This window comes from Micromonospora sp. SYSU B005, assembly GCF_055362685.1.
In genome coordinates this window covers 70,676-90,933 of the sequence record NZ_JAXCFU010000001.1, presented here as the reverse complement: position 1 = coordinate 90,933, position 20,258 = coordinate 70,676, and the positions used below count along the sequence as shown (strand labels likewise).

The following is a 20,258-nucleotide window of genomic DNA, read 5'->3' as shown; positions in this document are numbered from 1 at the left end:
ACCTCAGCGCAGGGCCAGGCCCCACAGCGGGTCCTCCAGGAACCGCCCGACGTGGGCCAGCACCCGGCTGCCCAGTTCGCCGTCCACCAGCCGGTGGTCGAACGACAGCGACAACTGCACCGTCCACCGGGGGACGACCTGCTCGTCGACCACCCACGGCATCCGGCGCAGCGCGCCGAGGCAGAGGATCGCCGCCTCACCCGGGTTGAGGATCGGGGTGCCGGCGTCCACCCCGAACACCCCGATGTTGGTGATGGTGATCGTCCCGCCGGACAGGTCGGCGGGACGGGTGCGGCCCTCCCGCGCGGTGGCCGCCAGCTCGTTCAGGGCGACCGCGAGATCCCGTACCGGAAGGTTCTGCGCGGCCTTGACGTTCGGCACCAGCAGGCCGCGCGGCGTCGCGGCGGCGATGCCCAGGTTGACGTCGGCGAACCGGACGATCTCCTGGTTCTCCTCGTCCCACCGGGCGTTGACGTCCGGGTACCGGCGGACGGCGTCCAGCACCGCGAGCGACGCCACGAGCAGCGGGCTGACCTTCACCCCCTGGAAGGCCGGGTCCTGCTTCAGCCGGTCCACGAACTCGACCGTGCCGGTCATGTCGACGGTGAGGAACTCGCTGACGTGCGGCGCGGTGAACGCGCTGGCGACCATCGCGGCGGCGGTCGCCTTGCGGACCCCGCGCACGGGCAGGCGCTCGTCCCGCCGGGCGTCGGTCGCCGGCGCCGGGCCGGTGGTGTGGTCGAGCAGGTCCTGGCGGGTGATCCGGCCGCCGGGGCCGCTGCCGCGGATGTCGGCCAGCTCCACGCCGAGGTCCTTCGCGAGCTTGCGCAGCGGCGGCTTGGTGAGCACCGGCGGCCGGGACGTGTGCGCCGGGCGGGCCGGCTCGGCCGGGCGGACGGACGGCGTGGCGCGACGCGGCCGGCGGGTCCGCGACTGCGCGGACACCCCGTAGCCCACGAGCACCGCGGTACGCTCCGCCGCCGGTTCGTCGCCGGTCGGCGGTTCGTCGGCGGACGGTGCCGGCGGGCCGTCACCCGGCACCCGGATCGCGATGATCGGCGAGCCGACCTCGACTGTCTGCCCCTCCTCGGCCAGCAGGCGGTCCACCACACCGGCGTACGGGCTGGGCAGCTCGACCACGGCCTTGGCGGTCTCGATGTCCACGATGACGTCGTTGAGGCCGACCGGATCGCCGGGGGCGACCCGCCAGGTGACGATCTCGGCCTCGGTGAGGCCCTCGCCGACGTCGGGCAGGCGGAACTGCTGAACGTTCACGGGTACCTCTCCCTTCACGCGGCCAGGACGCGGTCGACGGCGTCGAGGATCCGGTCCAGGTCGGGCAGGTACTCCTCCTCGACCTTGGCCGGCGGGTACGGCAGGTTGAAGCCGCCGACCCGCTCGACCGGCGCCTCCAGCGAGTAGAAGCACCGGGTCGTCACCTGCGCGACGACCTCGGCACCGAACCCGGCGAACGTGGGGGCCTCGTGGACCACCACCGCCCGGCCGGTGCGGCGGACCGACTCCTCGATGGTCGCCACGTCCAGCGGGGAGATGGACCGCAGGTCGATCACCTCGATGTCGCGGCCCTCCTGAGCGGCGGCCTCGGCGGCGGCGACGCAGGTGGCGACGGTGCCGCCGTACGTCAGCAGCGTCACGTCGCTGCCCGGCCGCACGGTCCGGGCGCGGTCCAGCGGCAGCGGCGGCCCGGCGGGGGTCACCTCGCCCTTGACCCAGTAGCGGCGCTTCGGCTCGTAGAAGATGACCGGGTCGTCACCGGCGACGGCCTGGCGGATCATCCAGTGCGCGTCGTCCGGGCTGGCGCAGTAGACGACCCGCAGCCCGGCGGTGTGCGCGAAGTACGCCTCGTTCGACTCGCTGTGGTGCTCCACCGCGCCGATGCCGCCACCCACCGGGATGCGCACCACCACCGGCAGGGCGGTACGGCCGCCGGTGCGGGCCCGCATCTTCGCGAGCTGGGAGACGATCTGGTTGAACGCGGGGTAGACGAAGCCGTCGAACTGGATCTCGCATACCGGGCGGTACCCGCGCAGCGCCAGCCCGATGGCGGTGCCGACGATCCCGGACTCGGCGAGGGTGGTGTCCACCACCCGGGCCTCGCCGAAGTCCTTCTGGAGACCGTCGGTGACCCGGAAGACGCCGCCGAGCCGGCCGACGTCCTCGCCCATCAGGAGGACCTTGTCGTCGTCCTCCATGGCGCGGCGCAGGCCGCTGTTCAGTGCCTGACAGAGGGTGAGCATGAACGAGTTCTCCGATCGCGGGCGGGCGTCAGTCGAGGAAGGAGGCGCGGTAGGCGACGAACGCGTCGCGCTCCTCCCGCAGAAGCGGGGGCACGTCGGCCAGCACGGTGGCGAAGGCGTCCGCGAGGTCCGGCGCCGTCAGGGCCAGGCACTCCCGGCGGGTCCGGTCGGCGAGTTCGTCCGCCTCGGCCTGGATCTCGCCGAGGAACACCTCGTCGCTCCAGCCCTCGGCGCGCATCAGCGCCTCGACCCGGGCCAGCGGGTCCCGCGCCCGCCACGCCTCCAGCTCGCCGTCGGTGCGGTACCGGGTCGGGTCGTCCGACGTGCTGTGCCCGCCCATCCGGTACGTGGTGGCCTCGACGATCGCGGGGCCGGCACCGGACCGGGCGTGCTCGGTCACCGCTGACGTCACCGCGTACACCGCCAGCACGTCGTTGCCGTCGACCCACTCGCTGCGCAGGCCGAACCCGGCGCCGCGCCGGTGGATCGGGGTACGCGTCTGCGACGCGGTCGGCGTGGAGATGGCCCACTGGTTGTTCTGGCAGAAGAACACCATCGGGGCGGCGTTGACGGCGGCGATGTTCATCGCCTCGCTCGCGTCGCCCTCGCTGGCGGCGCCGTCACCGAAGTACGTCACGACCACCGTGTCGCTGCCGTCGCGCTGCACCCCGAGGGCGTACCCGGTGGCGTGCAGCAGTTGGGCGGCCAGGACCAGGGTGTAGATGTGGAACGAGTACGGCTCCGGGTCCCAGCCGCTGTGCGCGACGCCGCGCCACTGGCGGAGCAGGTCGGCCGGGCCGATGCCGCGCCACAGGGCCGCGGCGTGCTCCCGGTAGCTCGGGAAGACGTAGTCGTCGGCGCGTACCGCCGCGACCGAGCCGACCTGGGCCGCCTCCTGGCCGCGGCACTGCAGCCACAGGCCCAGCTCGCCCTGGCGCTGCAACGCGAACGCCTCGTCGTCGAGGCGGCGCGCGAGCCGCATCCCCCGGTACAGGTCGCGGGTGAGTCGGCCGAGGGCGTCACGGTCGGCGTCGACGTCCGGGTGCAGGCGCCCGTCCGGGGTGACGAGCTGGGTCCAGCCCTCGGACGTACGCGGAAGGCCGGTGGTGCCGGCGAAGGGGTTGGTGACCGGTGGGTCGGCGAGATCTACGGTAGTCATTCGTCACCTTCTGGGTGCGTCGGTCTCCGCGTCACCGGGGTCGCCGGCCGTATCGCGGATCTCGGATACGAAACCGCCCGCCGGGGTGGACCCGGCGGGCGGTGGTGGGCATTGCCTCAGACCGTGTGGCGGTCGGCGAGTGTCAGCGCCTCGTCGAGGATCGCCAGGCCCGTCTTGGCCTCCGTCTCCGACACGGTGCACGGTGGCACCACGTGGATCCGGTTGAAGTTCGCGAACGCGACGAGCCCGCCGCGCTTGCACGCGGCCAGCACCTCGTTCATCTCCGGCGACGACGACCCGTACGGCGCCAGCGGCTCCTTCGTCTCGCGGTCGCGTACCAGTTCCAGCGCCCAGAACACGCCGAGCCCGCGTACGTCACCGACGCTCGGGTGCCGGTCGGCCAGCTCACGCAGTCCCGGGCCCAGCACGTCGGCGCCGATCGTGGCGGCGTTCTCGACGATCCGCTCGTCGCGCATCACGTTGATGGTCGCGACGGCGGCGGCGGTGGCCAGCGGGTGACCGGAGTAGGTCAGGCCGCCGGGGTAGGCGCGGGTGGCGAACGTGTCGGCGACGTGGTCGGCGATCACCACGCCGCCGAGCGGGACGTAACCGGAGTTCACGCCCTTGGCGAAGGTGATCAGGTCGGGCGTCACGCCGTAGTGGTCCAGCGCGAACCAGGCGCCGGTACGCCCGAAGCCCGCCATCACCTCGTCGGCGATGTAGAGGATGCCGTGCCTGTCGCACAGCTCCCGTACGCCCGCGAGGAAGCCCGGCGGCGGCGGCATGATGCCGGCGGTGCCCGGCACCGTCTCCAGCACGATCGCGGCGATGGTGGACGGGCCCTCCATCTCCACAACGCGTTCGAGGTGGCGCAGCGCGAGCGCGCACTCCTCCTCCTCGGTCGTGGCGCCGAACTCCGACCGGTACAGGAACGGGCCGAAGAAGTGCACCACCCCGGCGGTGCCGTTGTCGCTGGGCCAGCGGCGCGGGTCGCCGGTGAGGTTCACCGCCGTCTGGGTGCCGCCGTGGTAGCTGCGGTACTGCGACAGCACCTTCGGCCGGCCGGTGTGCAGCCGGGCCATCCGGACGGCGTGCTCGATCGCGTCCGCGCCGCCGTTCGTGAAGAACACCTTGGAAAGGCCCGCCGGGGTCAGCTCGGTGATCAGCCGGGCCGCCTCGCCGCGGACGTCGTTGGCGTACGACGGCGCGATCGTGCACAGACGGGCCGCCTGCTCCTGGATCGCCGCGACCACCACCGGGTGCTGGTGGCCGATGTTGGTGTTGACGAGCTGCGACGAGAAGTCCAGGTAGCGGTTGCCGTCGCCGTCCCAGAAGTACGAGCCCTCGGCGCGCTCGACCACCATCGGGTCGAGCAGCGACTGGGCGGACCAGGAGTGGAAGACGTGCGCGCGGTCGAGCTCGTAGGTGCGTGCGCTGGTGCTCATCGGCGTTCTCTCTCCGCTGCTCAGACGTTCTCGGGGAAGCCGAGGTTGATGCCGCCGTGGCTGGGGTCGAGCCACCGGGAGGTGACGACCTTGCCGCGGGTGAAGAAGTGCACGCCCTCGGCGCCGTGGGCGTGCGAGTCGCCGAAGAGGCTGTCCTTCCAGCCGCCGAAGGAGTAGTAGGCCATCGGCACCGGAATCGGCACGTTGACGCCGACCATGCCGACCTCGACCTCGTTCTGGAAGCGGCGGGCCGCGCCGCCGTCGTTCGTGAAGATCGCCGTGCCGTTGCCGTACCGGTTGGCGTTGACCAGCGCGAGCGCCTCGTCGTAGCTGCCGACGCGCACCACCGACAGCACCGGCCCGAAGATCTCGTCGGTGTACACGCTCATCTCCGGCGACACCCGGTCCAGCAGGCTCGGCCCGAGCCAGAACCCGGACTCGTCGCCGTCGACACGCACCTCGCGGCCGTCCACCACCAGCTCGGCACCGGCCTCGGCACCGGCGTCGAGGTACGACGCGACGCGGTCGCGGTGCTCCTTGGTGACCAGCGGACCCATGTCGCAGGAGCGCCGCCCGTCACCGACCTTCAGCGTGGCGATGCGCTCCCGGATCCGGCCCACCAGGTCGTCGGCGACGGGCTCGACGACCACCAGGGCCGAGATCGCCATGCACCGCTCGCCGGCCGAACCGAACCCGGCGTTCACCGCCGCGTCGGCGGCCAGGTCGAGGTCGGCGTCCGGCAGCACCACCATGTGGTTCTTGGCGCCGCCGAGGGCCTGGACGCGCTTGCCGTTGCGGGTGCCGGTCTCGTACACGTACCGGGCGATCGGCGTGGAGCCGACGAACGACACCGCCTTGACCTCGGGGTGCTCCAGCAGCCGGTCCACGGCGACCTTGTCGCCGTGCACCACGTTGAACACGCCGGCGGGCAGGCCGGCCTGCTCCCACAGCCAGGCCACGAGCAGCGACGCGGACGGGTCCTTCTCGCTGGGCTTGAGCACGACGGCGTTGCCCGCCGCGATGGCGATGGGCACGAACCACATCGGGACCATCACCGGGAAGTTGAAGGGGGAGATCACGGCGCAGACGCCGACCGGCTGCCGGATCGAGTAGACGTCCACGTTCGTGGAGACGCCCTCCGAGTAGCCGCCCTTGAGCAGGTGCGGGATGCCGCACGCGAACTCGACGACCTCCAGGCCGCGGGTGACCTCGCCGAGGGCGTCCGAGACGACCTTGCCGTGCTCGGCCGTGATCAGCTCGGCCAGCTCCTGCTTGTGCTGGTTGACCAGCTCCCGGAACGCGAACAGCACCTGGGTGCGCTTGGTCAGCGACGAGGTCCGCCAGGAGGCGAACGCGGCGGCGGCCGAGGCGACGGCCTGGTCCACCTCGTCGACCGAGGCCAGCGGCACCTCCGTCCGGACCGCGCCCAGCGCCGGATCGTAGACTGGGGCCGTACGCTCGGTGACTCCGGCGAACGGCTTGCCGTCGATCCAGTGGGTCACCCGCTCCAGCGGGACGGGAGCGGGCGCGGTGCCGGGTGCTGTCTGGGTCATGCCCGGGATCATCTGCGCTTCCCCAGGTCCGGGCAATGGGCACTGTGTCGTTCCCGTCCGCGGGAAGCGCACATACTGTGCGCCGGAGGAAGGGGGAGGCGCTCCGATGCCGATGACCGTCCGTGACGTGCTGGAACTGCCGGCTCTGCAGCAGGCCGGGCCGCGCGTCCTGGCGGGCCGGGACCGGCTGGACGCGCCGGTGCGCTGGGTGCACGTCGCCGAGATCCCCGAGATCGCCGACCTGCTCCGCGGTGGCGAGCTGGTCCTGACCACGGGCATCGGCCTGCCCCCCGACGACGACGGGCTGCGCCGGTGGATCGACGGCCTCGCGGCCGTCGGGGTGGCGGGCGTGGTGGTCGAGCTGGGCCGCCGGTTCGGCGGCACGCTGCCGGCCGGGCTGGTCGAGCACGCCCGCAGCCGGAACCTGCCCCTGATCGCCCTGCGGCGCGAGATGCGGTTCGTCGCCGTGACCGAGGTCGTCCACTCGGTGATCGTCGAGGAGCAGACGGCGGACCTGCTCGCGAAGGACGAGATCCACCGCATCTTCACCGAGCTGTCGGTGGAGGGCGCCGAGCCCCGCCAGGTGCTCCGCGAGGTCACCCGCCTGTCCCGGCGGCCAGCGGTGCTGGAGAACCTCGCCCACCAGGTGCTGGCGTACGAGACCGGTCCGCTGACCGCCGAGGAGCTGCTCGACCGCTGGGAGACCCGCTCGCGTGCGGTCGAGGTGCCGTCCGGCACCGGCTACGAGCCGCGCTCGGGCTGGCTGGTGACGAGCGTCGAGGCGCGCGGCAACCGGTGGGGGCGGCTCGTGCTGCTGTGCGACCAGGAGCCACCGGCCCGGACCCGGGTGCTGCTGGAACGCGCCGCGTCCACCATCGCGCTGAACCAGCTCGTCGCCCGGGACTCGTCGTCGGTCGAGCGGCAGGCGCGCAGCAGCCTGCTGCTGAGCATCGTCACCCACTCGGCGCCCACCCGGGACGTGGCGCTGCGGGCGCGTGGGCTCGGCGTCGTCCTGGAGCAGCGCCGGCTGCTCGGCGTCGTGGTCCGGCGGCGCCGGCCGGCTCCGGGCGCCGACGGGACCGCGAACCGGCGGGAACTGCTCGACGCGGTGGAGAAGGCGGTACGCGAGTGCGGGCTCGCCGCGCTCGCCGGCGACGTGGACGAGGCGGCCGGCGGCACCGGCGTCACCCTCCTCGTCGCGCTCGACGAGACCGGCTCAGACGAGGCGGCGCTGGGGAGCCTGTCCGCCGCGCTCACCCGGGCGGGCCACCGGGCCGGTGCGGACGTGGTGGTCGCCGCCGGGTCGGTGGTCCGGACGCTCGACCTGGCCCGGCGCTCACTCGCCGAGGCGGCGCAGGTGGCCGACGCGACTGTGCACACCGCCGAGCCGCGCCCGTTCTACCGGCTGCACGACGTCCGCCTCCGGGGTCTGCTGTACCTGCTGCGCGACGACGTGCGCCTGCAGACGTTCGTCGAGCGCGAGCTGGGCCCGCTGCTCTCGTACGACCAGCGCCACGGCACGAACCACGTCGCGCTGCTGGAGACGTACCTGGTGGAGGGGCGCAACAAGCGGCGCGCGGCGGACGCGATGTCGCTGTCGCGGTCGGCGCTCTACCAGCGGCTGGAGCTGATCGAGCGGGTGCTCGGCGTCGACCTGGACTCGAGCGAACGGCGCCTGTCGCTGCACGTGGCGCTCACCGCCCGGGACGTCATGCGCGCCGGTGGCCCGGAGCCCACCGGCTGACGGTCATCTGTGGGTGCCGCGGCCCGACCGCAGGCGCCGGACGCCGTCGCGGGCCGGCGCGCTGTGCACGCTGACGCTGACCACAGGTACGGCGTTCGCGACGCTCTTGCGGACCGTCTCCATCGGCGCCGTGGCGGGGGAGCACTCCACGATCATCACCGCGGACCGGTCGGGGCACTGCACGTACTGGACGTGTGACACGGCGACCCGGCGGGAGTGCAGCACGGACAGCACCTTGAGCAGGCCGGTCGTGGAGTGACCCACGCCGAGGTGGACCACCATCGTGCACGGCGTGCCGTGCTCGGCGGCGGGCTCGTCGTACGGGCGGCCGGGGGCGGGCCGGGGAAGATCGACGGTTGCGGGGGTGGATGCGGACACGCTCACGGGGGCCTCACTAGGACGAGCCGACAGGATCGCTTTGGTCGGCGACGCACGCGGAGGCGTACGCCGCCTAGGTAATCAGCCGGGTCGCGATTCGATTGCCCACGGCGGGAGTGTGGCACGGGAACCCGGCTGCCGGGAGGCTGCGCCGGGCAGTCGTCCGCCACGTGAGACAGCGCCCTGACCTGCGGATCGACGGTGATGGGGCGTCCCGGCAGGGCCCGTGGCGGGGTTACCGGCCGGTACGCGAGCCCTTAAGGATCGTTCAGGATCTCGCTCTACACTCGGAACCGGGACGACGACTTGAGAAGGAGCTCCGCGCATGGACGCTGACGAGATCGCCGCCGGTCGGGCCCGCTGGCAGGCCCGCTACGACGCCGCCCGCAAGCGCGACGCGGACTTCACCACGCTGTCCGGACTGCCGGTCGAGCCGGTGTACGGCCCGCCGGAGGACACCCCGTACCCCGGGTTCGAGCGGATCGGCTGGCCGGGCGAGTTCCCGTACACCAGGGGTCTGTATCCGACCGGCTACCGCGGGCGGACCTGGACCATCAGGCAGTTCGCCGGCTTCGGCAACGCCCGGCAGACCAACGAGCGCTACAAGATGATCCTCGGCGCGGGCGGCGGCGGTCTCTCCGTGGCCTTCGACATGCCGACGCTGATGGGCCGCGACTCGGACGACCCGCAGTCCCTCGGCGAGGTCGGCCACTGTGGCGTCGCGATCGACTCGGCGTCCGACATGGAGGTGCTGTTCGACGGCATCGACCTGGCCGGCGTGACCACCTCGATGACCATCTCCGGCCCGGCCGTGCCGGTCTTCTGCATGTACCTGGTCGCCGCCGAACGGCAGGGCGCCGACCTGTCCACGCTGGACGGAACGCTCCAGACGGACATCTTCAAGGAGTACATCGCGCAGAAGGAGTGGCTGTTCGACCCCGAGCCGCACCTGCGCCTCATCGGCGACCTGATGGAGTACTGCGCGCGGGAGATCCCCCGGTACAAGCCGCTGTCCGTCTCCGGCTACCACATCCGCGAGGCCGGCTCGACCGCCGCGCAGGAGCTGGCGTACACGCTGGCCGACGGCTTCGGGTACGTCGAGCTGGGCCTGTCGCGCGGGCTGGACGTGAACACGTTCGCCCCCGGCCTGAGCTTCTTCTTCGACTCGCATGTGGACTTCTTCGAGGAGATCGCCAAGTTCCGCGCCGCCCGCCGGATCTGGGCCCGCTGGCTGCGCGACGTGTACGGCGCCACCAGCGAGAAGGCGCAGTGGCTGCGGTTCCACACGCAGACCGCCGGGGTGTCGCTGACCGCGCAGCAGCCGGTCAACAACGTGGTCCGCACCGCCGTGGAGGCCCTGGCCGCGGTGCTCGGCGGCACCAACTCGCTGCACACCAACGCCCTCGACGAGACGCTCGCCCTGCCCACCGACGAGTCGGCCGAGATCGCCCTGCGGACCCAGCAGGTGCTGATGGAGGAGACCGGCGTGACCAACGTGGCCGACCCGCTCGGCGGCTCCTGGTACGTCGAGGCGCTCACCGACCGGATCGAGGCCGAGGCGGAGGAGATCTTCGCCCGGATCAAGCAGCTCGGCGGCGAGGGCCCGCACACCATCGGCCCGATGACCTCCGGCATCCTGCGCGGCATCGAGGACGGCTGGTTCACCGGGCACATCGCCGAGTCGGCGTTCGTCTACCAGCAGGCGCTGGAGAAGGGCGACAAGCGGATCGTCGGCGTCAACTGCCACACCGGCACCGTCGCCAAGGACCTGGAGATCCTGCGCATCTCGCACGAGGTGGAGCTGGAGCAGCGCCGGGTGCTGACCGAGCGCAAGTCGGCCCGCGACGACGCCGCAGTCACCGCCGCCGTGGCGCGGATGGTCGAGGTGGCGCGGACCGGCGAGAACATGATCCCCGCCATGCTCGACGCGGTCCGCGCCGAGGCCACCCTCGGCGAGATCTGCGACGCCCTCCGCGCCGAGTGGGGCGTCTACCGCGAGCCCGCCCGCTTCTGACCCCGCCCGTCCCCCTCCCACCCCCGCGATCTTGCAGTTCGAGCCCTCCGCGCGCGGCAATTCGTCGCATTTGCCGGGGCGGAAAGTGCAAGATCGCGGGGAGGTGGGGGTGGGGGTGCGGCGCGGGGGTTGAGCAGGGGTGAGAGTGGCGACGTGGGCGTTGCGGGTGGTCGGAGATCCCCGGGGTACGTGCGAGACTAGACAACCATGAGCGACCCACGGATCACCTCGTCGATCTTCACCCGCGGCGCGGTCGACCTCAGCGCGCTGCGCACCCCCGCACCGGCCGACACCTCATCCGCCACACCGTCCCAGGGCGCTGGGCCGACCGGGCTGCCGGGCAGCCCCGCCGGCTCCGCCGCCGTGATCGACGTGACCGAGGCGAACATCCAGTCCGAGGTGCTCGAACGCTCGCTCACCACACCGGTAGTGGTCTTCTTCGGCGCCGCCGGCTACCCGGAGAGCGACCAGTTCGCCCCGGTGCTGGAGCGGCTGGCCGCCGAGGGCGGCGGAGCGTGGCTGCTGGCCCGGGTCGACGTGCAGCAGCAGCCGCGGCTCGCGCAGATGTTCCAGCTCCAGACGCTGCCCACCACGTACGCCATCGTCGGTGGGCGCCCGATCGACGCCTTCCCCGGCCCGGTCCCCGAGTCGCAGTTGCGACAGTGGCTCCAGGCGGTCCTCAAGGCCGGTGGCGTAACCGTCGCCGAACCGGAGGACCCGCGCCTCGACGCCGCCGACGACGCGCTGATGAGCGGTGACCTCGACGCGGCCGAGGCGGCGTACCGGAAGATCCTGGCGGAGTCGCCCGCGGACGCGGCGGCGGAGGCGGGCCTGGCGCAGGTCGGGCTGGCCCGCCGGGTGGCCGGCGCGGACCCGCAGGGCGCGCTCGACGCCGCTGCGGCCGCCCCCGACGACGTGGACGCCCAGCTGCTCGCCGCCGACATCGAGGTGCTCAGCGGCCTCGCCGACGAGGCGTACAAGCGGCTGGTCGGCCTGGTCCGGCGCACCGCCGGGGACGACCGGGACCGGGTACGCCAGCACCTGCTCGGCCTGTTCACCATCGCCGGCCCGGACGACCCCGCCGTGGCCTCCGCCCGACGCGCCCTGGCCAGCGCGCTGTTCTGAGTCAACCCGCGCGGGCCGGCGCACCGCCGGCCCGCCCGACCGCCGAGGACGGGAGCCCATGATGCGCCGGATCGCCGTCCTCGACGCGCCGACGAACCTCGGACTGCGCCCGCCCACCGCGAGCTCCGTCCCCGGGTGCGGCAAGGCGCCTGGTGCGCTGCGCGACCACGGCCTGCTCGCGCGGCTGCGGGCCCGCGACGCCGGCTGCCTCACCCCGCCGCGGTACGACCCGGGGGACTGGCGGCCAGGCGACGGCGTCTGCCACGCGCCGGAGATCTCCGCGTACTCGGTGGCGCTCGCCGACCGGATCGGCGCGATCATCGACCGGGGTGAGTTCCCGCTGGTGCTCGGCGGCGACTGCTCGGTGCTGCTCGGCTCGGCGCTGGCCATGCACCGCCTCGGCGAGGCGGTCGGCGGGCGGATCGGGCTGGTCTTCGTCGACGGCCACTCCGACTTCCGGCACCCCGGCAACGCCTCCTACGTCGGCGCGGCGGCCGGGGAGGATCTCGCCCTGGTGACCGGCCGGGGGCAGCCCGACCTGGCCGCGATCGAGGGCCGCCGGCCGTACTTCCGGGACATCGACGTGGTGGTGCTCGGCATCCGCGCGCAGGACGAGTACCGGCTCGACCTCCAGGCCGCCGGCATCACCACCCGGCCGGTGCCGGCACTGCGCGCCGAGGGTGCCGCCCGTACCGCCCAGTGGGCGCACGAACAGCTCGTCGACTGCGCCGGCTACTGGGTGCACATCGACGTGGACGTGCTGGACCCGGCGGTGATGCCCGCCGTGGACGCGCCCGACCCGGGCGGCATCGCCTTCGCCGAGCTGGAGATCCTGCTCACCGGGCTGGTCGACACCCCGCACTGCCTCGGCGTCGAGCTGACCGTCTTCGACCCCGACTACGACCCGGACGGGGCGTACGCGGCCGAGATCGTGAACACGGTGGTGGCCGGCCTCGCCCCTGTCGTCGCGCCGGGTGCCGTGCCGCCCCGGCTGCTGCCGGCCGGACCTGTCGCCCCGGCGCCCCGCGCCGCCGACAGCCGGCCGGAGCCCGAGCCGCTGCCCGCCCCGGCGGCCGTACCGGCGCCGGCGGTCGCGGTGGAGCCGATCGGGCCCGACCTGACCGACGACGACCTCGGTGACGACCCGCTCGGGCCCGGCCTGCTGCGCCGCGCCTCCGCCGGAGACGAGCCGGACCCGGCCCGCTCCGGCATCGACATCGCCTGACCGGTACGCCTCAGCTCGCGGCGAGGCCGCGCAGGAACTTCTCGGCGATCGGCGCCGCCACCTTCGAGCCCGCCCCGCCCTGCTCGACGAAGACGGCGAAGGCCACGTCGCCCTGCCAGCCGACGAACCAGGCGTGCGTGTGCGCCGGGTTGTTGTCGTACTCCGCGGTGCCGGTCTTGCCGTGCACCGGCTCGCCCGGCACGTCCGCCAGCGCGCTGCCGCTGCCCGCGGTGACCACCCCGCGCATCATCGACTTCAGCGCCGCCACCGACTCCGGCTTGAGCGCCTCGCCGGCCGGCGCGGGCTTGGCCGGCGCCGGGTCGAGCAGCAGCTTGGGCTGCTCGAACTTGCCCCGGGCCACTGCTGCGGTGGCGCTCGCCATGGCCAGCGGGCTCACCAGCGTGGTTCCCTGACCGATCGCGGCGGCGGCCTGCTCGGTGGCCGAGCCGTTGGCGGAGATCTTGCCGGTGAACGCGTCGGTGCCGAGATCCCACGCGGCCTCCAGGCCGAGCGTACGGCCGGCCTGGGCCAGCCCGTCCGGGCCGAGCTTCGGCGCCAGCGCGGTGAACGCGGTGTTGCACGACTTGGCGAAGTCGGTGGCGAACGGCACAGCGCCCAGCTCGAAGTCGTCCGAGTTCTTGAAGACCCGGCCCTCGACCGTCGACGTCTTCGGGCAAGCCACCGTCGTCTGCGGCGTCACCGCGCCCCGGTCGAGCAGGCCGAGCGCGCTGACCATCTTGAACGTCGAGCCGGGCGGCACCTGGGCGGTGAAGGCGAGGTTGTCGCCCGCCGCGCCCGGGCCATTCGCGGCGGCCAGCACCGCGCCGTCGCTGATCCGCACGGCGACCAGGGCGGAGCGGCGGGTCTGCCCGCGCAACGCGGCGTCGGCGGCGTTCTGGGTGGCCGCGTCGATCGTCGTCTTGACCGGCTGACCGGGCTTCGGGTCGGCGCGGTACAGCTCCGTGCCGGTCGGCTCGACCTTGCCGTCCGGGGTGGTCCGCTCGGTGATCACGGTGACGCCGGGGACGCCGCGCAGCCGCTCGTCGTACCGGCCCTGGAGGCCGCTGTGGCCGACCAGGTCGCCGCGCGCGTACCGCTCGGGGTGGGCCTGGAGGTCGTCGGCGGTGGCCTGGTCGACCGAGCCGAGCAGCGCCCGGGCGAACTCGCGGGTCGGCGCCAGCATGAGCTGCTCCGAGGCGAACCGGGTGCCGGGCAGGTCGTAGATGCGCGGCTTGATCTGCCGGTACGCCTCGTCGCGCAACGTCACCACCTCGACCAGGCCGTCCGGCTTGGCATCCTTGAGCCGCTTGGGCAGGTCGCCCAGGTCGACCGGCGGGGTGAGCGCGGGCCGGATCGCCTTGAACGCGGCGTCCAGCTTCTTGACCATGCCGGGCACGTCGGTGACCTCGCCGGGGACGAGCTGCACCCGGACCACCGGGCGCGGTGCGACGATCGGCTGACCGGCCGCGTCGAGCACACCGGCGCGCTGCGCCGGCTCCCGCCGCAGCGCGATCTTGTCGCCGCTCTCCAGCTTCTCGTGCACCACCGACGGCTCCCAGATCACCTGCCACTGGTCGTCGCCGCCGCGCTTGAGGCGTACCGGATTCTCGTAGGCCCACGTGCCGCCGCCGGGCAGCGCCCAGCTCACCTTGACCCGGGCGGTGGCGACGTCGCCCTTGGTGGTGATCTCGCCGGTGCGCGCCAGCTCCGGCGGGTTCGCCGCGAGCGCGCCGGCGAGCGCCTGGATCTGCTTGGTCACGTCGCCGGCGGGCACGCGCCCGCCGGCCGGCTGGACGAAGCCGACCGCCTGCAGGTCGCCGGAGCGCCAGCCGCCGAGGAACGCCTCGACGGCCGCCTCCGGGCCGTCGTCCCCGGAGCATCCGGTCAGCGCACCGGCCGTGACCAGGACTGCGGCCAGTGCCGCGAGGGCGCGGTGACGGGTGTGGCGGCGGGGGCGGACGGGGTACGACACAGGCATGAAGCGGTCCCTCCGGTGCTCAACTGCCCCGCACGCTAGTACGACCCGGCGCTCCCCACCGCCCCGCCACGGCCTCCGGCAGCGCGATAAGCAGCGTGTGGCAGTGTGATGAACATCGCCAGTCGGGGTACTCCGCGAGCGGCCGACCTCGGACCCGCAACGGGTGAAAGGACAGAGTCCCGATCCGGACGTCCGGCCAGTGATCCGCCGCGGGAGGTACCACGCGGTAGGGCCTAGGCTGGGCGGCAGAGTGACCCACAACGCGGTGGGTCGAGGGGAGTGGCACCGATGGACCGGCGTCCGGCGATCAAACCGGGACCCGACCTCCGGCAGGCTGACACCGGCCGGGACGACGACAGCTTCGATTCGGCGACCGACGGGGACGGTTTCAGCCGTCTCGACACAGGAGTGACCGGGATGACCGGTTCCAGCATCGACACCCTCTACGACCTGGGCCTGCCCGCGCAGGCACTGGCCGACGAGTCGGAGGACGCCGAGCTGGACGAGCCCGTTCCCAACGCGGAGCGGCTGGTCGCCCAGGCGGTCGCGCTGGCCGGCGACGACCACGACGCGGCCACACTGGTGGACCGCTTCTGGCGGTTCGCGCCGGACGAGGAGCTGATCGGCTTCACCGCCGAGGAGATGCTGGAGGCGGCCCGGGCCCACCGGGACCTGGCCCAGCAGCGGGTGCCGGGCGAGCTGAAGCTCCGCATCCACGAGCCGGACGCCGAGCAGCACCACACGGTCGTGGAGATCGTCACCGACGACATGCCGTTCCTCGTCGACTCGGTGACCGCCCTGCTGAACTCCCGCCACCTGGACGTGCACCTGCTGGTGCACCCGCTGGTCGTGGTGCGCCGCGAGCCGCTGGGCCGGCTCACCGAGGTGTCGGCGGACGTGGAACCGGACGACGCCATCGCCGGTGACCTGGTCGAGAGCTGGATGCGGATCGAGATCGACCCGGTCCGCGACCCGGCCGAGCGGGAGACGCTGCGGCGCGAGTTGCAGCGGGTGCTCACCGACGTGCGCGAGGCGGTCGAGGACTGGCCGAAGATGCGGCAGCGGGCCCTCGCGCTCGCCGACGAGCTGGCCGCCGCCCGGACGTCGGACAACCGCCCGCCGGTGCCGGAGAAGGACATCACCGACTCGGTGGAGCTGCTGCGCTGGCTGGCGCACGACCACTTCACGTTCCTCGGCTACCGGGAGTACCGCCTGGTCAACACCGACGGCGCACGCGGCGGGCAGGCCCTGGAGGCGGTGCTCGGCACCGGGCTGGGCATCCTGCGCTCCGACTCGCCGGAGGCCCGGTCGCTGAACTCGATGACGCCCGAGGCGCACGAGAAGGTGCTGGAGAAGCGCCTGCTCATCATCACCAAGGCCAACTCGCGTGCCACTGTGCACCGCTCGGCGTACCTCGACTACATCGGCTTCAAGATCTTCAACGAGGCCGGCGAGGTGGTCGGGGAGCGGCGCTTCCTGGGCCTGTTCTCCACCGCCGCGTACCGGACCAGCGTGCAGGAGCTGCCCGTGGTCCGGCGCAAGGTCGCCGAGGTGCTCGACCGCTCGGGCCTGAGCCTGCGCAGCCACTCCGGCAAGGACCTGCTGCAGATCCTGGAGACCTACCCGCGCGACGAGCTGTTCCAGATCAAGACCGACGACCTCTACCACGCGGTGATCGGCGTACTGCGGATGGCGGGTCGCCGGCAGCTTCGGGTGTTCCTGCGCCGCGACGCGTACGGGCGGTTCATCTCCTGCCTGATCTACCTGCCGCGGGACCGCTTCACCACCCAGAACCGGCTGCGCATGCAGGACATCCTGCTGCGCGAGCTGAACGGCGTCGGCGTCGACTACACCACCCGGGTGACCGAGTCGATGCTGGCCCGGGTGCACTTCATCGTGCGTACCGACCCGAACAACCCGCCCGGTGACATCGACGCCGACCTGCTCGCCGAGGAACTGGCCGACGCGACCCGGCTCTGGGACGACGACTACCGGCTGGTGCTGGAACGCAAGCTCGGCGACGAGCAGGCCAAGCACCTCTTCGCCAGGTACGCCGACGCGTTCCCGGAGGGCTACAAGGACGGGCACACGCCGTACGAGGCGATGAAGGACCTGGCGAAGCTGGAGCTGCTGGAGGAGCCCGGCCAGCTGGAGATGCACCTGTTCCGCAAGCAGGCGCCGCCGCGTCCGTACGCCGCCCGCGCCGACGCCGACGAGGCGATGGACGTGCGGTTCAAGGTCTACCGGTACGGCGAGCCGATGATGCTCTCCGCCGTGCTGCCGGTGCTGCACTCGCTCGGCGTGAAGGTGGTCGACGAGCACCCGTACGAGGTGGAGCGCGTCGACGGCCGGATCTGGCTCTACGACTTCGGTCTGGAGCTGCCCGAACGGCACCAGGACCTGGCCGAGGTGCGTCCGCACGTGGAGAACGCCTTCGCCGCCGCCTGGCGGGGCGAGGCCGAGGTGGACGGCTTCAACGAGCTGGTGCTGCGGGCCGGGCTCACCTGGCGGCAGGTCGTCGTGCTGCGCGCGTACGCGAAGTACCTGCGCCAGGCCGGGACCGTGTTCTCCCAGGAGTACATGGAGCAGACGTTCATCGCGTACCCGCAGATCGCCGAACTGCTGGTGAAGCTGTTCGAGACCCGGTTCGCCCCGGGCGCCACCACGCTCGACGAGCGGCGGCAGCGCAGCGGCGAGCTGGTCGACGCGATCGGCGAGGCGCTGGACGAGGTGGCCAGCCTCGACCAGGACCGCATCCTGCGGGCCTACCTGACGTTGATCCAGGCCACGCTGCGCACCAGCTTCTACCAGAAGCCGGTGGGCGGGCGGCCCAAGGCGTACGTGGCGTTCAAGCTGGACCCGCAGGCCATCCCGGACCTGCCCGCGCCGCGGCCCAAGTTCGAGATCTTCGTCTACTCGCCCCGGTTCGAGGGCGTGCACCTGCGCTACGGGCCGGTGGCCCGCGGCGGCCTGCGCTGGTCCGACCGGCGCGAGGACTTCCGGACCGAGGTGCTCGGCCTGGTCAAGGCGCAGATGGTGAAGAACGCGGTGATCGTGCCGGTCGGCGCCAAGGGCGGCTTCGTGCTCAAGCAGAAGCCGGGCGACCGGGACGAGGCGGTGATCTGCTACAAGGAGTTCATCTCCGCGCTGCTCGACGTCACCGACAACATCGTCAGCGGCGAGATCGTGCCGCCCGACGACGTGGTCCGGCACGACGGCGACGACCCGTACATGGTCGTGGCCGCCGACAAGGGCACGGCGACGTTCTCCGACATCGCCAACGAGATCTCCGAGGCGCACAGCTTCTGGCTTGGCGACGCGTTCGCCTCCGGTGGCTCGGCCGGCTACGACCACAAGAAGATGGGCATCACCGCCCGGGGCGCCTGGGAGTCGGTCAAGCGGCACTTCCGGGAGCTGGGCCACGACACCCAGACGCAGGACTTCACTGTGGTCGGCGTCGGCGACATGTCCGGCGACGTGTTCGGCAACGGGATGCTGCTGTCGAAGCACATCCGGCTGGTGGCCGCGTTCGACCACAGGCACATCTTCCTGGACCCGGACCCGGAGTCGGCCCGGTCCTGGGAGGAACGCAAGCGGCTGTTCGACATGCCGCGCTCGTCGTGGGAGGACTACGACCGCGAGCTGATCTCCGAAGGCGGCGGCGTCTATTCGCGTACGGCGAAGTCGGTGCCGATCTCGCCGCAGGTCCGCGCGGTGCTCGACCTCGACGAGGACGTCACGCAGCTCAGCCCGCAGGAGCTGATGAAGGCGATCCTCACCGCGCCGGTCGACCTGTTCTGGAACGGCGGCATCGGCACCTACGTGAAGGCGTCCAGCCAGACCAACGCCGAGGTGGGGGACAAGTCAAACGACGCCATCCGGGTGGACGGCAAGGGCCTGCGCTGCCGGGTGGTCGGCGAGGGCGGCAACCTGGGCTTCACCCAGCAGGGCCGGATCGAGTACGCCTCGACCGGCGGCCGCATCTACACCGACTTCATCGACAACGCGGCCGGTGTGGACTGCTCCGACCACGAGGTCAACATCAAGATCCTGCTCAACACGGCGGTGGCCGACGGCGAGCTGGACCGGCCGGAGCGCGACGAGCTGCTGGCCCAGATGACCGACGAGGTCGCCGAGCTGGTGCTGCGGGACAACTACGACCAGGCCCGGGCGCTCAACAACGCCCAGGCCCAGGCCGCCTCGCTGCTCCCGGTGCACCGGCGCATGATCAACGAGCTGGAGCGGTCCGGCGCGCTGAACCGGGCACTGGAGGCGCTGCCCTCGGACGAGGAACTGGCGGTCCGCACCGAGAGCGGCCTGACCGCGCCGGAGTTCGCGGTGCTGCTCGCGTACGTCAAGATCGTGCTGGAGCGCGAGATCGTCGGCGAGGGCCTGGCGGACGAGGAGTGGACGACCGACGTCCTGGTCAACTACTTCCCGACGCCGCTGCGGCAGCGCTTCGCCGAGCGGATGGGCCGGCACCGCCTGCGCCGCGACATCGTCACCACGGTCCTGGTCAACGAGGCGATCAACCGGGGCGGCATCTCGTTCGTCTTCCGGGTGGTCGAGGAGACGGCCGCGTCCGCTGCCGACGTGCTCCGGGCGTACGTGGTGGTCCGCGAGGTGTTCGGCCTGCGCGACCTCTGGGACGCGGTCGAGGCGCTCGACAACAAGGTCTCGCCCGAGTTGCAGACCGCCGTCTACCTGGACACCCGGCGGTTGCTCGACCGCGCGGTGCGCTGGCTGGTCACCAACCGGCGCTCGCCGATCGACGTGCCGGCGGAGATCGCCCGGCTGCGCGACGGTGTGGCCCGGCTCCTGCCGGACCTGGAGAACCGGTTCTGGGGCACCGAGCGGGAGGCCATCGCGGCGCACATCGAGTCGCTGGTCGAGCGCGGGCTGCCGCGTGACCTGGCCGAGCAGGCAACCCGCCTGATGTACAGCTTCGGCCTGCTGGACATCGTCGAGACGGCGCAGGGCACCGGGCGGGACGTGAGCGAGGTGGCCTCGGTCTACTTCGTGCTCTCCGACCGGTTCCGGGTCGACGCGCTGCTGTCGAAGATCTCCCTGCTGCCCCGCGAGGACCGGTGGCAGACGCTGGCCCGGATGGCGCTGCGCTACGACCTGTACGCCGCGCTGGCCGCGCTCACCGCGGAGGTGCTCGGGTCCACGCCGGAGGACGTGCCGCCGGTGGAGCGCGTGCAGGAGTGGGAGCAGGCGAACGCCACCTCGATCCACCGGGCGCACCGGGCGATGGGGGAGTTCGACGAGTCCCGCGCCGACCTGTCCGCGCTGTCGGTGCTGCTGCGCCAGATCCGTACCCTGGTCCGGACCTCGGCGGCGGCCTGACGCTGACGCACGAGTGGCCCGGTGGTCGGT

At 72.6% G+C, this 20,258-nt stretch carries 12 protein-coding genes; 5 read left to right on the top strand and 7 right to left on the bottom strand.

Features of this window, described 5'->3' with window-relative positions; genetic code table 11:
- Positions 1–3: 3 nt before the first annotated feature.
- The 5 genes from SM452_RS00440 to SM452_RS00420 form a co-directional block, all read right to left on the bottom strand.
- Positions 4–1,275 carry a dihydrolipoamide acetyltransferase family protein gene (locus tag SM452_RS00440; protein WP_463839144.1) on the bottom strand — a complete coding sequence of 424 codons (1,272 nt, stop codon included), beginning with the start codon at positions 1,273–1,275 and terminating at the stop codon, positions 4–6.
- A gap of 14 nt (positions 1,276–1,289) precedes the next feature.
- Positions 1,290–2,258, bottom strand: a complete 969-nt coding sequence (locus tag SM452_RS00435; RefSeq protein ID WP_463839143.1) for an alpha-ketoacid dehydrogenase subunit beta — start codon at positions 2,256–2,258, stop codon at positions 1,290–1,292.
- Between the two features lie 28 nt (positions 2,259–2,286).
- Positions 2,287–3,417, bottom strand: a complete 1,131-nt coding sequence (locus tag SM452_RS00430; protein WP_262014049.1) for a thiamine pyrophosphate-dependent dehydrogenase E1 component subunit alpha — start codon at positions 3,415–3,417, stop codon at positions 2,287–2,289.
- 116 nt (positions 3,418–3,533) lie between these two features.
- On the bottom strand, positions 3,534–4,862 hold the full coding sequence (locus SM452_RS00425; RefSeq protein ID WP_463839142.1) for an aminotransferase class III-fold pyridoxal phosphate-dependent enzyme: 1,329 nt from the start codon (positions 4,860–4,862) through the stop codon (positions 3,534–3,536).
- 20 nt (positions 4,863–4,882) lie between these two features.
- Positions 4,883–6,415 (bottom strand): CoA-acylating methylmalonate-semialdehyde dehydrogenase, encoded by a 1,533-nt coding sequence (locus SM452_RS00420; protein WP_436798889.1) that lies wholly within the window; start codon positions 6,413–6,415, stop codon positions 4,883–4,885.
- 106 nt (positions 6,416–6,521) lie between these two features.
- Between SM452_RS00420 and SM452_RS00415 the strand changes: the two genes are divergently transcribed.
- Positions 6,522–8,159, top strand: coding sequence for a PucR family transcriptional regulator (locus tag SM452_RS00415; protein WP_463839141.1), 1,638 nt, complete (start codon positions 6,522–6,524; stop codon positions 8,157–8,159).
- 3 nt (positions 8,160–8,162) lie between these two features.
- Here SM452_RS00415 and SM452_RS00410 read toward each other — a convergent pair whose 3' ends face one another.
- Positions 8,163–8,543: a hypothetical protein gene (locus SM452_RS00410; protein WP_262014052.1), complete on the bottom strand. Its 381-nt coding sequence runs from the start codon at positions 8,541–8,543 to the stop codon at positions 8,163–8,165.
- A gap of 319 nt (positions 8,544–8,862) precedes the next feature.
- Here SM452_RS00410 and SM452_RS00405 point away from each other — a divergent pair, with 319 nt between their 5' ends.
- The 3 genes from SM452_RS00405 (at position 8,863) to SM452_RS00395 (ending at position 12,901) form a co-directional block, all read left to right on the top strand.
- On the top strand, positions 8,863–10,551 hold the full coding sequence (locus SM452_RS00405) for an acyl-CoA mutase large subunit family protein (protein WP_463839140.1): 1,689 nt from the start codon (positions 8,863–8,865) through the stop codon (positions 10,549–10,551).
- A gap of 207 nt (positions 10,552–10,758) precedes the next feature.
- Complete coding sequence (locus SM452_RS00400) at positions 10,759–11,676, top strand: tetratricopeptide repeat protein (protein WP_047890550.1); 918 nt, start codon at positions 10,759–10,761, stop codon at positions 11,674–11,676.
- Between the two features lie 58 nt (positions 11,677–11,734).
- Positions 11,735–12,901 carry an arginase family protein gene (locus SM452_RS00395; RefSeq protein ID WP_463839139.1) on the top strand — a complete coding sequence of 389 codons (1,167 nt, stop codon included), beginning with the start codon at positions 11,735–11,737 and terminating at the stop codon, positions 12,899–12,901.
- 10 nt (positions 12,902–12,911) lie between these two features.
- Here SM452_RS00395 and SM452_RS00390 read toward each other — a convergent pair whose 3' ends face one another.
- Positions 12,912–14,879: a penicillin-binding transpeptidase domain-containing protein gene (locus SM452_RS00390; RefSeq protein WP_463839138.1), complete on the bottom strand. Its 1,968-nt coding sequence runs from the start codon at positions 14,877–14,879 to the stop codon at positions 12,912–12,914.
- Between the two features lie 288 nt (positions 14,880–15,167).
- Between SM452_RS00390 and SM452_RS00385 the strand changes: the two genes are divergently transcribed.
- Positions 15,168–20,228 (top strand): NAD-glutamate dehydrogenase, encoded by a 5,061-nt coding sequence (locus tag SM452_RS00385; RefSeq protein WP_463839137.1) that lies wholly within the window; start codon positions 15,168–15,170, stop codon positions 20,226–20,228.
- The last annotated feature ends 30 nt before the right edge of the window (positions 20,229–20,258 follow it).